Raw genomic sequence first — 12,929 nt, forward strand, 5'->3', positions numbered from 1 at the left:
GCCTACTTGCGCCAGGCGGCTTCGTTCTTCTTCTCGTAATCGTCAAACGCCTTGACGAGACCGGACAGCACCTCTGCGGACGTTTCGAACATCGCGGTGAGCTGGGGCTCGTCGACCTTGCGGATGTCTTCGCGCAGGTGAGTCACCGTCTCCTGCAGACGCTGCTTCATCTTCTGGGTGTGATGACGGGGATCTTTCTCGGAGGAGGCCATGGTGTTTTCTCCTTATCGGATCGATCGGAGGAAACGATCGGGGCTAAGCCGGGTTCCTGAGAACCGACGCCTCTCCTTCACCTCGCGGTGAACACGCAACTCACACCGACACCGCGTAGATCTCGTACTCCCCGCGCACCAGCTCGATATGCGCGCGCATGGCGGCGGCGGCGCCCTGCTTGTCGCCGCGCATGATGGCAACGACGACGCGGTCGTGCTCGGCTTGCGACTTGGCGAGGCGGCCGAGATTGCGGAACTGGGCGCGGCGGAACGGCTGCACGCGCACGCGCGTCGCCAGCGTGATCTCGGCGATGTAGCCGTTCTGCGAACCGGCATAGATCGCGTTGTGGAAGCGCTCGTTGACCTCGTGGAAGCGCTCGGGATTGCCGGCGTAGCTCAGGACCCGCAGTTCCTCGTGGATGGCCTCCAGGCCGTGTCGCTCGGCCGCCGACATGCGTTCGGCGGCAAGGCCTGCGCACAATGCCTCGAGCTCCGCCATCGCCTCGAACATGCCTTTCAGCCGCTCGACGGATGGCTGCGCCACCACCGCACCGCGATGAGGCCGCGCCTCGACAAGCCCGCTCGCCACCAATTGCCGCAACGCCTCACGCACCGGCGTGCGCGAAACACTGAAGCGCCGCGCAATGTCGGTCTCGTCCAGCGGCGAGCCCGGCGCCAGCGTTCCCCGCACGATCTCGTCGGCAAGCTGCAGCCGCAGCTCCTCGGCGCGCGTGACCTTCTGCACCGACGGCAGCGCCCGGTCGACGCGGGGCACCGACGGCAGCGCCCGGTCGACGCGGGGCACCACCGGCTCGGCCGGCAATGTCCCAGGCGGAAGATCGTCAAGCGTCATACGGTCACTTTCGGCTCGTCGATGATGCTGACATGAGCAGCGACGACGCGCCAGCCCTCCGGGAAGCGAATCCACGTCTGCATCTGCCGGCCGACCTTGCCGGGCGCCGTATCGCGATAGAACAAGGTGGACGCCACGGCGGTGTCGCGGCCGTAGCTCGTGATCACCGTCTTGGCGGTGCGGCGGTTGAGGCCGACCGGCGAGCGCGCGGCGCGGAAGCCGGAGATCGCCGCATAGCCATAGAGGTTCTCGCCGATGCCGTAGCGCAAGGTGCGGGGGTCGTTGCGGAACAGCTCGCCGAGCACGGCGACATCGTTGCTGACGAGAGCCTGCTCGTAGCGCTCGAACGCGGCTTTGACTTCCGCGATCACCTCGGGGAGATCGATCTCCATCTCAGAATCCTCTCAAAGTCCCCTTGGCGCGGGCGCGGCGACGACGCCCATTTTCTCCAATGCGTGCGCGACGCGCAACGCTGTGTCCTCGCGCCAGGGCGCACAAATGATCTGCACGCCGATCGGCAGCGGCTCGAGCGGCACGGGGACAGCGACGACGGGCAGGCCGATGAAGGAGATCGGCTGGGTGTGGATGCCGATATTGGCGCGTACCGGCAGCTCGACGCCGTCGAGGTTGAAATTCACCTGGCCGAGCTTTGGCGCGGTGCAGGGCGTCGCCGGCGCCAGTAGCACGTCGACCGATTTAAAGATCTCGGCGAGCTGGGCACGATACCAGCGGCGGAATTTCTGCGCGCGGTCGACCAGCGCTGCCGGCACCATCGCGCCCGCGATCAGCCGGTCGCGCACGGCCGGATCAAAGTCGTTCGGGCGCTTGCGCAGGCGGTCGAGATGCAGCGAAGCGCCTTCGGTGGTGGTGATGACATAGGCTGCGGCACGGGCGCGCGAAGCTTCGGGGATATCGACCACTTGCGTCGCGCCAAGCGCCTTGGCGACGCGGCCGACGGCTTCGACCGCTTCGGGAAACACGTTCTTCTGGAAATGCCCGCCGGCGATCGCAACGCGCAAGGTGGAGATGGATTCGCCGAGCAGCGGCGTGGCGGGTTGGACATCACGCGTGGTGCAGGCACCGTCATCCGCATCCGGCCCCTGCATCACGTCATAGGCGAGCGCGAGATCGGTGACGGAGCGCGCAAACGGACCGAGATGATCGAGGCTCGCCACGAACGGAAAGGAGCGCGCGCGCGACAGCCGGCCATAGGTCGGCTTCAGGCCAAAGATGCCGCAGAAAGAGGACGGCACGCGGATCGAGCCGTTGGTATCCGAGCCCAGTGCGATCGGCACCAGCGCGCCGCCGACGGCGCTGCCGGAGCCGCCGGAGGAGCCGCCGCTCATCCGCGTCATGTCGTGCGGATTGCGCGAGGGACCGTCGTGGACGTTCTCGCCGGTGAAGTCGTAGGCGTATTCGCCCATGTTGAGGGCGCCGACGAGGACGGCGCCCGCCGCTTCCATCCGCTCGATCAAGGTCGCGTCGCGCCTGGCGGGTGCAAGGTCGCGATTGATCTTCGAGCCGGCGCGCGTGGAAAGGCCGGCGACGTCGAACAGGTTCTTCACCGCGAACGGAACGCCGGCGAGCGGGCCGACTTTCTTGCCCGCGGTGATGTCGGCATCGACCGCCCGCGCTTTTGCACGGGCGCGGTCGGCCGTGACGTCTGTGAAGGAATTGAGGATGCCGTCGTGCTGCTTGATGCGCGCGAGCGCGGCTTCGGTGGCGGCGAGTGCGGACAATTGGCCGTCGGCCACCGCTTTCGCGATGTCGGCAGCATTCATCTCTGGCTTGGCGGTCATGGCAACATCAGGCCGCGAAGATCGGCGCCGGCTCGGTCTCGTCCGGCAGCGCGAATTCGTCGACGAGGCGGGCGAGCCGCAGCGAGACTTCGAGATTGGCGCGCACCGCGGGCCTCCAGGCCTCCTCGACCGGCAGCGCCAGCGCTTTCGATACGGCGTCGATATAGTCGTCCAGCGGCTCGGCCATCACGCTCCCAAACAGTCTCTCAGTGCACTCTCAGTGTATCTGCAACGGCGGATGCGGGATCGCCGTCAGCAGCTCTTTGGTATAGTCGTCCTTGGGATCGCTGAGCACCTGCTCGGAAGAGCCTTCCTCGACGATCCGTCCCGTCTGCATCACAATGACACGATCGCACAACAAGCGCACCACATTCAAATCATGCGAGACGAACAGATAACTCATACCTAGCCGCGCCTTGAGGTCCTGCAGCAGGTTGAGGACCACGGCCTGGACCGAGACGTCCAGCGCCGCGGTCGGCTCGTCGAGAATGACGAGCTTTGGATGCAGCGCGATGGCGCGGGCGATACCGACGCGGGCCTTCTGACCGCCGGACAATTGATGCGGAAAGCGGTCGAGCAGGTTGTGCGGCAGGCCGACCATGGTGGCCAGCTCCTCGCAGCGGGCGCGGAGCGCGTCGCGTCCCCTGATGTCGCCGAGCTGCATGATGGGGTCGGCGATGGCACGCGCGGCGGTGAAGCGCGGGTTGAGGCTGTCGGTCGGGTCCTGGAACACCATCTGGATGCGGCTGCGCTGCGGCAGCCGGGCAAAGGCGGCAGGCTGGATGCCGGAGATCGCCTCGCCGTCGAACTGGATCAGGCCGGAGGTCTGGTCGAGCAGACGCATCACCATCATCGACGTCGTCGATTTGCCGCAGCCAGATTCGCCGACGAGGCCGACACTCTCGCCATGGCCGATCGCGAAGCTGATGCCGTCGACGGCGCGGAACACGTCGGGCTCCACGGGTGGCTTGCGCCCGAACAATTTTCCGAGCACGGCGGTCGCGCCTTGGCGGGGGTATTCCTTGACGAGCTTGTCGACGAGGAGAAGGGGCTTGCTCTCCCCGCTTGCACCGGCCTGCTCCCTCTCCCTGTCCTTCACGGGGAGAGGGCTGGGGTGAGGGGCTGTTTCCGCGAGCACGGTGCTGGGAGAGCCCCCCTCACCCGCCGCGCTCTGGGGCGCAATTGCGCTCCCGAGCGCGTCGGCCTCTCCCCGCAGGCGGGGAGAGGCGAAGGGAGAGCCCTCCTCTTCCGGCAGCAGATCACGCAACGACACGCCGAGCCGCGGCGTCGCACGCATCAGCTTCCTGGTGTAGGGGTGCTGCGGGTTTGCGAAGATGTCGGCGGCGTTGGCGGTCTCGACGACGCGGCCTTTCTCCATCACGACGACGCGGTCGCAATAGGCGGCGGCCAAGCCGAGATCGTGCGTGATCAGGATGGTCGACATCGCGCGGCGCTTGGTCAGCTCGACGATCAGGTCCATCACCGCCTTCTGCGTGGTGACGTCGAGCCCGGTGGTCGGCTCGTCCGCGATCAAGAGCTGCGGATTGCAGGCCAGCGCGAGCGCGATGACGACGCGCTGGCACATGCCGCCGGAAAGCTCGAACGGATAGGCGTGATAGCGCTCGCGCGGGCGGGCGATCTTGACCTGCTCCAGCGCCTCGATCGCCTTCTCGCCGTGATCCGAAACTATCGCCTGCTGCACATGGGTGCGCAGCACGTCCTCGATCTGGTCACCGACTTTGCGGATCGGGTTGAGCGCGGCGCGCGGGTTCTGGAAGATCATCGAGACCTCGCGGCCGCGCAGATCGCGCATCTGGTCTTCGGTCGCGGCCTTGACGTCGATGCCTGAGAACATCACCGAGCCCTCGGCGATCCGCCCCGCGCGGTCGAGGATGCGCATCACCGCATAGGAGGTCACCGACTTGCCGGAGCCGGACTCGCCGACGATGGCGAGCGTCTCGCCCTTGGCGACGGCGATGTTGACCTGCTGCACCGCCTTGACGATGCCGCGGCGGGTGGTGAATTCGACCGTGAGGTCCTGGACGTCGAGCAGGGGCTGGGCGGTCATGCGGGCCTGCCGACACTCAAAAAGTGTGAAAACAACCCCATGCACAGTAGAACGGCGTTGGAATCGTTGAGGAATTTTAGACGAAAATTCGTCATCACGTCCTCCGCTGCGGATCGACGATGTCGCGCAGGCCGTCGCCGAGGAGGTTGAAGCAGAACACGGCGATCATCAGGGCAAGGCCGGGGAAGAGCGCGATCCACCATTCGCCTGACACCATGAAGCCCGCACCTTCCGCGACCATGATGCCCCATTCGGCGGTCGGTGGCCGCACGCCGAGGCCAATGAAGGAGAGACCTGCGGCGTTGAGGATGGCGTAGCCCATGGTCAGCGACATCTGCACGATCATGATCGGCATGATGTTCGGCAGGATGTGCACCAGCAGGATGCGGAATTCGCCGTTGCCGGAGAGACGCGCGGCCTGCACGAAGCCGGCATTGCGGCGGACATTGGCTTCGGCACGCGCGACGCGGGCATAGAGCGGGAAGTTCACGATCGCGGTGGCGAGGATGATGTTCTGCACGGTGTTGCCGAGCGCGGCGACGATGCCCATGGCGAGCACGAACAGTGGGAAAGCCATGATGGTGTCGGCGATGCGGCCGACGATGCGGTCGGTCCAGCCGCCGAAATAGCCCGCCGCGATGCCGGCGAGCCCGCCCATCAGGAACACCAGCGCGACGGAGGCGATCGCGATGAAGAAATCGAGGCGCGTCGCGACGATGACGCGGCTGAAAATGTCGCGGCCGAGCTGATCGGTGCCGAACCAATGCGCCGCCGATGGCGGCTTCAGTGCTGCGGCTGTGTCGGACGCGAGCGGATCGTAGGGCACCACGTAGGGACCCAACACCGCGGCGAACACGATGATCAGGAGCAGCGCGAAGGCGAAGCCCGTGACCTTGTTCTCGCTGAGGACGTAGCGGGTCTGTTCGAGGATCGCGACGAGGCCCGATGTGCGGGCGGGACCGACTGGTTCAACGGCAGGCGCAACGGAGCTCATAGCTTGACCCCCTACCCTTCCAACCGCACGCGCGGATCGATCACGCCGTAGAGAATATCGATCACGAGATTGAGCAGCACGTACATGACCGCCATGGTCAGCACGAAACCCTGCACCGGCGCGAAGTCCGACGAGATCAGCGCCTCCACCGCGTAAGAGCCGATGCCGGGCCAGGCGAACACTTTCTCGACCAGCACATTGGCGCCCAGCAGGAAGGAGAACACCATGCTGAGCGTGGTGATCACCGGCAGCATCGCATTCCGAAACGCGTAGGTGACGATGACGGTCGCCGGCGACAGGCCGCTGGCGCGGGCGGTACGGACGAATTCGGACGCGAGCACCGCCAGCATCGAGGCACGCGTCATGCGCGCGATCGGGGCCAGCGAGAAGACCGCGAGCGTCGTCGCGGGCAGGATGAGTTGGCTCAGCGCCGAGCGGAACGCTTCAAAATCTCGCGCTATCAGGGTGTCGATCAGGTAGAAGCCCGTCACCGTCGGCGGCGCGCTGTAGAACACGTCCAGACGGCCGAGCGGCGCCGGCGACCAGCCGAGCCGGAAATAGAACACATAGACCAGCACGAGGCCGGTGAAGAACACCGGCAGCGACACGCCGGCCGTGGTCGTGACACGGCAGAGATGGTCGATCCATGATCCCGGCCGTGTCGCCGCCAACACGCCGAGCGGAATGGCGATCACGATCGAGACGAAGAGGCCAAGCAAGGTCAGCTCGGCCGAGGCCGGCAGGCGATTGCGTATCTCGGTCGCGACCGGCTGTCCCGTGGTGAGCGAGTTGCCGAAATCGCCATGGGCGAGGTCGCTCGTGTAGCGGAAGAACTGCTCGATCAGCGGCTTGTCGAGACCGAGTTTTTTCCGGATCTGCTCGACGGCTTCCTTGGTTGCGGCGGGACCGGCGAAGTACGCCGCGGGATCACCGGGCAGAGCGCGCGTCAGCAGAAAGGTGACGATGACGACCCCGATCAGCGAGGGAATCGCGAACATCAGGCGCTTGCCGATCATGGTCAGCATGCGGTGCTCCCTGTGGTCGACAAGACTCTCCCGGCACGCTCCGCTGCGTTCCCTCCCCCCTTGCGGGGGAGGGCTAGGGAGAGGGGTGGCCCCGGGAGAGGTCGGAGTTTGTGGCTACCCCTCTCCCCAACCCTCCCCCGCAAGGGGGGAGGGAGCCTGAAGAGTGTGCTCACCTCACCCATATCGCTCACCCCTTCGCCATCGCGCGGTAATCCAGCCTGCGGTGGAACCAGTATTGATAGCCCGAGATGTTCTTCTGCATCGCGACGTTGACGAAGGGCTGGTACAGCGGGATGCGCGGGATCTCGGCGAAGGCGAGATCGACGAAGCCCTTCACGTCGGCGTCGTAGACCGCCTTGTCGCCGGTCGCAGCGGCGGTGCGCGCACCGTCGATCAGCTTGTCCATCGCCGCCGACTTGTAGCTCATGGTGTTAAAGACGGAATTGTTGCCGTGATAGCACCAGTAGAAGAAGTACTCGGGATAATCGAGCCAGCCCGAGAACACGTTGGTGAAGAGCGGCATCTCCTTCTTGTTCAATTCGGTGCGCCAGTTGGCGCCGGGCACCTTGTTGATGGTGGCCTTGATGCCGAGCTGGGCGAGGCTCTCCTGCACCAGCACGCAGAGCGGCTCGTTGACGCCGGCGAAGTTGAGATCGAACGAGATCGTGGTCTCGAAGCCGTTGGCGTAGCCGGCCTCGCTAAGCAGCGCTTTCGCCTTCTCCATGTCGGTGTTGTATTTGTGCGGCTGCGGCCAGGCGACCTCGGTGGCCTTGTCCTTGGGCGCGCCGAACATGGGATTGCCGAGGCCGAACAGCACGGCGTCCATGATCTTCTGATAAGGCAGCGCATAGGCGATGGCCTGCCGCACCTTGGGATTGTCGAACGGCGGCTTGGTCACGTTCATGCCGATATATTGGATGCCGTTTGAGAACGGCAGCGACACCACGTTGAGCTTGCCGTTCGCCTTCATCTCCTGGAAATCCTTGAACGGCAGCTCATAGGAGATGTCGGCATCGCCGCGCTCCAGCAGCGCGCGGCGGTTGCCGGCCTGCGGCACCATGCGCCAGATCACGCGCTTGATCTTGGGCAGGGGACCGCCGACCCAATCCTCGTTGCGCTCCATGATCACTTCGGTGCCGGCAGTCCACTTCGTCACCTTGTAGGCGCCGGAGCCCGCGGTCTGCTGTTTTGTAAACTCGAGACCCCAGGGATCCTTCTCGCTGGCGTTCTTCTTGACCAGCTCGGAATTGACGATGCAGGGCACAATGACGGCAAGATCGGGGATCGTCAGCTTGTCCTTCTTCAGGAAGTCGACACGCACAGTGTGGTCGTCGATCACGACGAACTGCTCCGGCTTGGTCAGCGAGCCCGCGCTCATCTGGAAGGTCGGAAAGCCGCCGACGCTGACGGCGCGGTCGAGCGACCATTTCGCGTCCTTCGCGGTAACAGGCGTGCCGTCGTGGAATTTGGCGTTCTTCTTCAGCTTGAAGGTGACCGACATGTCGTCGATCTTGAAGTCCTCGGCGAGCTCGCCCTTGAATTTGTCGCGGTCGTAGTAGGGCACGCCGCCGGGGCCGCTCTTCATCTCGTGGCTGATCAGGCGGTCGTAGCAATTCCAGGAGACTTCATAGCCGGGCACGTTGGTGCCGACGCCGTGGATGTCGAGATTGTTGGGGCCGCCTTCCGAGACGATCAGCAACGTCTCCGAACGGGCATCGGCCTTGGCGGAGGAGATCACGGATGGCATGGCCGGAAGCGCCGCGCCAGCGGCCAATCCGGAGACGGACTTGAGGAAATCGCGGCGCTTCATGAAATCGCTCCAACACAAGGTTTTTGGTTGGAACCGGATTCGCAAGGTTCGTGCCAAGGCTTAACGGAAGCTTACATCGCACCTAAACGATTGATCTATAATGGGATTGAACTCAATTCGGCTCGCTGGGCAGTTCTGAAGAGCCTTGCTCTTTGCATACAAAGCAGAGATTTTGAACATAAAATAAGCAGACGAAGTCAGAGGCCCGATTTGTCGCCACCTCGTTCAGACGGGCCGCAGCCTCGACAGGATTCGGGCTCGCGCACAAGCTCGTCATTGCGAGGAGCCTTGCGACGAAGCAATCCAGAATCTTTCCGCGGAGACGATCTGGATTGCTTCGCTGCGCTCGCAATGACGGACCACTCAGCCCGGCCAGATCAGTTCCTGAAGCTCGACCAGGTCGTTGGCCTTGTCCTGCCAGCCCTCGATGCAGATGTGCGCGTTGAGGTCGCTGGCGCGGTGCAGCAGCATCAGCGCCATCAGGCGGCGCTTGAGCGCGAAATCGAGCTTCGTATGGCCGAAGCCTTCGAGCAGGCTCTTCACCCTTCCCGGCCGGCCCGCCGCCATGAAGGCGCTTGGGCCGAGGAGGTCGTAGTCGCGCCATCCTGCGAGCACGTCGCCGAAGTCGAACAGGCCGGCGAGCGACCATTGATTGTTGCGACAGGCGAGCAGGAAATTTTCCGGGATGTATTCGCCGATCAGGATCACCGGCGGTGCGTCCATCGGAATCAGCTTTGCGGCATCGCGCAGGAGGTCGTCGAGTCCGGTGAGGAATTTTGGCGCAAGGCCGAGGCGCTCATGCCGCGCGCGGCAAGCCTGCATCTGGGTGCGCATGAACTCGTTCCAGCGCGGCTCGATATGCGCAAGCTCCCCAAGAGGGACACGCTGCACGGCCGCGATCGTCTCGCCGATCTGGCGCAGCAGGCGTTCCTTCTGGGCTTCGGGCAGTGAAGGCCACACCTCCGAGCCGAGTGTGCCGTCAAGGCGGGTGACGATCAGGTACGGCCAGCCGTCGCGCTCGCCTTGGGCGACAATCTCGGGGATGGGCAGGTGAAGACGGCCGGCGAGCTGCATCAGCGAGCCGCGCTCGGAGAGGAATTGCGCACGCAACAGCGGCGGGAAGACCTTCAGGATCAGACGCTCACCGAGGCCGACGACGAGATTGGTGCCGGTCGCAAACACATGCGGCGAGCTGGCATCGAGGCCATGGCCGCGTGCGATGTCCAGCGCGACCGGCAGCCATTGCGCGGAAGCGGAACGAAAGGCGCGGAAGCTTTCTGCGTCGGGGAGGTGAGGCAGGAGTTGCGACGGCGCAAAGCTCATCCGCAATCGCTCGCGCGAGGTCGCTTTGTTTGATTCAGTGCTAGCCCAGGAGATGGTGCACCTCTCCCGCTTGCGGGAGAGGTCGGCACGTAGTGCCGGGTGAGGGCTTTCTCCTCTTGGGGATTGTCCCGTTGCGGAGACACCCTCTCCCCAACCCTCCCCCGCAGGCGGGGGAGGGAGCGCACTTCCTCAGCGGTCGCGGCGAGATCTAATCGCAAGCGCCGCTACCTCTCCGGACTTGCGCGCTCGAACTGGCGCAAGAGCTTGTTGCCGCGCTCGACGGCGGAATCCAGCGCGGCTTTCGCGCTCTTGTGGCCGGCGAAGGCCTGCTCGAGCTCGTCCTCGATCACGCCGCGGATGAGCACGAAAGAGCCGAGCCGGATGCCCTTGGAGTTCTCCGTCGGCGGATTGAGCGTGATCTGCTCGAACGAGATCGCCGAGCCCGGATTGCGCTCGTAGAATCCTTGCGCGCGCGTCAGCTCGAAGGCGGCGCGGGTCACAGGCAGATAGCCGGTGTTCTGATGCCAGGCGGCCTGCACGCCGGGCTGCGACAGGTAGGCGAAGAACCGCGCCACGCCCTTGTATTCCTCGCGCGGCCGGTCGCGCAGCACCCACAGCGTGGCGCCGCCGATGATCGAGTTCTGCGGCGCGCCCTTCATGTCCGGCCAATAGGGCATCATGCCGTAGCCGATCTCGAACTTCGAATTCGCTCTGATGTCGGCGCGCGTCGCCGAAGAGCCGATGAAGATGCCGCATTCGCCGTTCTGGAAGCGCGGCTCGGCCGACTGGCCACGGCCGCTATAGTCGAACAGCTTGGTCTTCTGCCACTCGCTGAGCGCCGCGATGTGATGGACCAGGGACGGATTGTTGATGGTCAATTCCGCGTCCAGCCCGGCAAAGCCGTTCGCCCGGCTCGCCAGCGGCAGGTTATGGAAGGCAGAGAAGTTCTCGACATGGATCCAGGACGGCCAGGACGTGGTGAAGCCGCAAGGAGCGCCACGGTCGCGCAGGCGCTTCGCGGCCGCCCCCAATTCCGGCCAGGTTTTCGGCGGCGCCTCCGGATCGAGGCCCGCCTCGCGGAACATGGTCTTGTTGTAATAGAGGATCGGCGTCGAGGAATTGAACGGGAACGACAGCAGATTGCCGGCCGCATCGGTGTAGTAGCCGGAGACCGCGGGAAGGTAGTCGCCCAGCGAGAACGGCTCGCCCTGGTCCCGCATCAGGCTGAACACCGGGTAGATCGCGCCCTTGGCCGCGGTCATGGTGGCGGTGGCGACCTCGTTGACCTGGACGATCGCGGGCTGGCTGCGCGAGCGGAAGGCGAAGATCGCGGCCGTCACCGTCTCGGTGTAATTGCCCTTGTAGGCAGGCACGATCCGATAGTCGGGCTGCGAGGCGTTGAAGTCGGCGGCGAGCTTGTCCAGTTGCCGGCCGAGCTCGCCGGACATGGCGTGCCACAACGCGATGTCGGTGGCGGCGCGCGCCGGGCCGGCCAGCGCGAGAGCCGCGAAGACGGCGAGAACCTGCAAAAGGCGCGATGCTGACGTCACGATGGCTCTTCCCGTGTCGCACGACGAAAGGCGGCTGCCCCTGCTTAAGGCGCGGCATTTACGGTTTCAACGGGAATGAGAGGCGGCCGCGCCGCACAATCAGTCCGCGGGCCGGGCGCAGGATGGCCTTCCCTTAGCTATCTGCTAGAGCCCCGTCCCGATCGGAACGGGGCTCTCGATTCTCAATTTGACGCGTTTTCTTTACGCGAACCGGTATCCACTTCGCTTGAAAACGCTTTAGATTGCATTGAACCTTTTCCTTCCGCCATAGACTCCACCACTGAGGGGTTGAGTGTGCCAGTGCTGAGCCGTGCCGAACTCTCGCGGACCGGGGTGATCTTCGTCGCGCTTCTGCTTGCCGTCTGGACGACGGGCGCCGTTGCGCGCGAATTTCGCGCCGCCGACACCCAGGCCGAGGACTACCCGACCGTCCAGGCGCTGCGCTACATGGGCGCCCTGATCGCCGAGCGCACCAAGGGCCGGCACGAGATCAAGGTGTTCCACTCCCGTCAGCTCGGCGAGGAAAAGGAGACCATCGAGCAGACCCGGGCCGGCGCGATCGACCTCAACCGGACGAACGTGGCGCTGATCGGCAATTTCGTCCCGGCGATGAACGTGCTCGCCATGCCGTTCCTGTTCCGGTCCATCGAGCACATGCAGACGGTGCTGGACGGGCCTGTTGGCAGCGAGATCCTCGGCAGCTTCGAGCCCTACGGCTTCGTCGGGCTCGCTTTCTACGATTCGGGCGCGCGGTCGATCTACAACGGCGTCCGCCCGGTCCGGAGCCTCAAAGACCTACGGGGCCTGCGGATCCGGGTGCAGCAGTCGGAGTTGATGAGCCAGATGATCCGCTCGCTCGGCGCCGAACCGGTCGAGATGCCCTATGGGCAGGTGCTCACCGGGCTTGCCAACCATCTGATCGACGGCGCCGAGAACAACTGGCCATCCTTCGTGACGACGGACCATTTCAAGCATGCCGGCCATTACACGCTCACCGAGCACACGATGAGCCCGGAGGTGCTGGTGATCTCGCTCAAGGCCTGGAAAAGCCTGTCGGCGGAGGAGCAGATGATTTTCAAGGAGGCCGCGCAGCGCTCCAGCCGGTTCATGCGCGAGAAGTGGCGCGACCTCGAGGAGCAGTCGCAGCGCAAGGCGCAGGAAGCGGGCGTGACCATCATCAAGGACATCGACCGCAAGCCGTTCGAGGAGGCCATGGCCGCAATCTACGCCAAGGCCGGACGCGATCCAGCGGCGGCCGCGCTGATCGAACGCATTCGCAAGGTGGAGTGAGGCCT

Annotated in this window: 12 protein-coding genes; 1 reads left to right on the forward strand and 11 read right to left on the reverse strand. The window is 64.9% G+C overall.

Annotated features, from left to right (window positions below):
* Positions 1-2 precede the first annotated feature (2 nt).
* The 11 genes from ACVIIV_RS05655 to ugpB all read right to left on the reverse strand — a co-directional run bounded on the left by ACVIIV_RS05655 (position 3) and on the right by ugpB (position 11,634).
* Positions 3-212: a hypothetical protein gene (locus tag ACVIIV_RS05655; protein ID WP_456743309.1), complete on the reverse strand. Its 210-nt coding sequence runs from the start codon at positions 210-212 to the stop codon at positions 3-5.
* Positions 213-312: 100 nt separating this feature from the next.
* The gene (locus tag ACVIIV_RS05660; RefSeq protein ID WP_456743310.1) at positions 313-1,065 is read right to left on the reverse strand and encodes a GntR family transcriptional regulator; all 753 of its coding nucleotides are present in this window, start codon (positions 1,063-1,065) and stop codon (positions 313-315) included.
* On the reverse strand, positions 1,062-1,457 hold the full coding sequence (hpxZ, locus tag ACVIIV_RS05665; RefSeq protein ID WP_456743311.1) for an oxalurate catabolism protein HpxZ: 396 nt from the start codon (positions 1,455-1,457) through the stop codon (positions 1,062-1,064). The genes ACVIIV_RS05660 and hpxZ overlap by 4 nt, the downstream gene beginning before the upstream one ends.
* A 12-nt stretch (positions 1,458-1,469) precedes the next feature.
* Entirely contained in the window at positions 1,470-2,864 is a 1,395-nt protein-coding gene (locus ACVIIV_RS05670) for an AtzE family amidohydrolase (protein ID WP_456743312.1), read from the reverse strand.
* Positions 2,865-2,871: 7 nt separating this feature from the next.
* Positions 2,872-3,051, reverse strand: coding sequence for a DUF4089 domain-containing protein (locus ACVIIV_RS05675; protein ID WP_198964123.1), 180 nt, complete (start codon positions 3,049-3,051; stop codon positions 2,872-2,874).
* A gap of 30 nt (positions 3,052-3,081) precedes the next feature.
* Positions 3,082-4,932, reverse strand: a complete 1,851-nt coding sequence (locus tag ACVIIV_RS05680; protein WP_456743313.1) for a dipeptide ABC transporter ATP-binding protein — start codon at positions 4,930-4,932, stop codon at positions 3,082-3,084.
* A 94-nt stretch (positions 4,933-5,026) separates the two neighbouring features.
* Entirely contained in the window at positions 5,027-5,926 is a 900-nt protein-coding gene (locus tag ACVIIV_RS05685) for an ABC transporter permease (protein ID WP_456743314.1), read from the reverse strand.
* Between the two features lie 11 nt (positions 5,927-5,937).
* The gene (locus tag ACVIIV_RS05690) at positions 5,938-6,951 is read right to left on the reverse strand and encodes an ABC transporter permease (RefSeq protein WP_456743315.1); all 1,014 of its coding nucleotides are present in this window, start codon (positions 6,949-6,951) and stop codon (positions 5,938-5,940) included.
* Positions 6,952-7,138: 187 nt separating this feature from the next.
* Positions 7,139-8,761: an ABC transporter substrate-binding protein gene (locus tag ACVIIV_RS05695; protein WP_456743316.1), complete on the reverse strand. Its 1,623-nt coding sequence runs from the start codon at positions 8,759-8,761 to the stop codon at positions 7,139-7,141.
* A gap of 363 nt (positions 8,762-9,124) precedes the next feature.
* The gene (locus ACVIIV_RS05700; protein ID WP_456743317.1) at positions 9,125-10,084 is read right to left on the reverse strand and encodes an aminoglycoside phosphotransferase family protein; all 960 of its coding nucleotides are present in this window, start codon (positions 10,082-10,084) and stop codon (positions 9,125-9,127) included.
* A gap of 224 nt (positions 10,085-10,308) precedes the next feature.
* A complete protein-coding gene (ugpB, locus tag ACVIIV_RS05705; protein ID WP_456743318.1) occupies positions 10,309-11,634 on the reverse strand; it encodes a sn-glycerol-3-phosphate ABC transporter substrate-binding protein UgpB in 1,326 nt (441 codons plus the stop codon).
* Between the two features lie 294 nt (positions 11,635-11,928).
* On the opposite strand from ugpB, the gene ACVIIV_RS05710 reads away from it, so the two are divergent.
* Positions 11,929-12,924: a TRAP transporter substrate-binding protein gene (locus ACVIIV_RS05710; protein ID WP_456743319.1), complete on the forward strand. Its 996-nt coding sequence runs from the start codon at positions 11,929-11,931 to the stop codon at positions 12,922-12,924.
* Positions 12,925-12,929: the final 5 nt, after the last annotated feature.

Source organism: Bradyrhizobium sp. USDA 4354 (genome assembly GCF_054060315.1).

Excerpts from the sequence above, each read along its gene's own strand:
- ACVIIV_RS05660 (WP_456743310.1), bottom strand. The coding sequence starts at position 1,065 with ATGACGCTTGACGATCTTCCGCCTGGGACATTGCCGGCCGAGCCGGTG.
- ACVIIV_RS05690 (WP_456743315.1), bottom strand. The coding sequence starts at position 6,951 with ATGCTGACCATGATCGGCAAGCGCCTGATGTTCGCGATTCCCTCGCTG.
- ACVIIV_RS05675 (WP_198964123.1), bottom strand. The coding sequence starts at position 3,051 with ATGGCCGAGCCGCTGGACGACTATATCGACGCCGTATCGAAAGCGCTG.
- ACVIIV_RS05685 (WP_456743314.1), bottom strand. The coding sequence starts at position 5,926 with ATGAGCTCCGTTGCGCCTGCCGTTGAACCAGTCGGTCCCGCCCGCACA.
- ACVIIV_RS05700 (WP_456743317.1), bottom strand. The coding sequence starts at position 10,084 with ATGAGCTTTGCGCCGTCGCAACTCCTGCCTCACCTCCCCGACGCAGAA.
- ACVIIV_RS05680 (WP_456743313.1), bottom strand. The coding sequence starts at position 4,932 with ATGACCGCCCAGCCCCTGCTCGACGTCCAGGACCTCACGGTCGAATTC.
- ACVIIV_RS05695 (WP_456743316.1), bottom strand. The coding sequence starts at position 8,761 with ATGAAGCGCCGCGATTTCCTCAAGTCCGTCTCCGGATTGGCCGCTGGC.
- hpxZ (WP_456743311.1), bottom strand. The coding sequence starts at position 1,457 with ATGGAGATCGATCTCCCCGAGGTGATCGCGGAAGTCAAAGCCGCGTTC.
- ACVIIV_RS05670 (WP_456743312.1), bottom strand. The coding sequence starts at position 2,864 with ATGACCGCCAAGCCAGAGATGAATGCTGCCGACATCGCGAAAGCGGTG.
- ACVIIV_RS05655 (WP_456743309.1), bottom strand. The coding sequence starts at position 212 with ATGGCCTCCTCCGAGAAAGATCCCCGTCATCACACCCAGAAGATGAAG.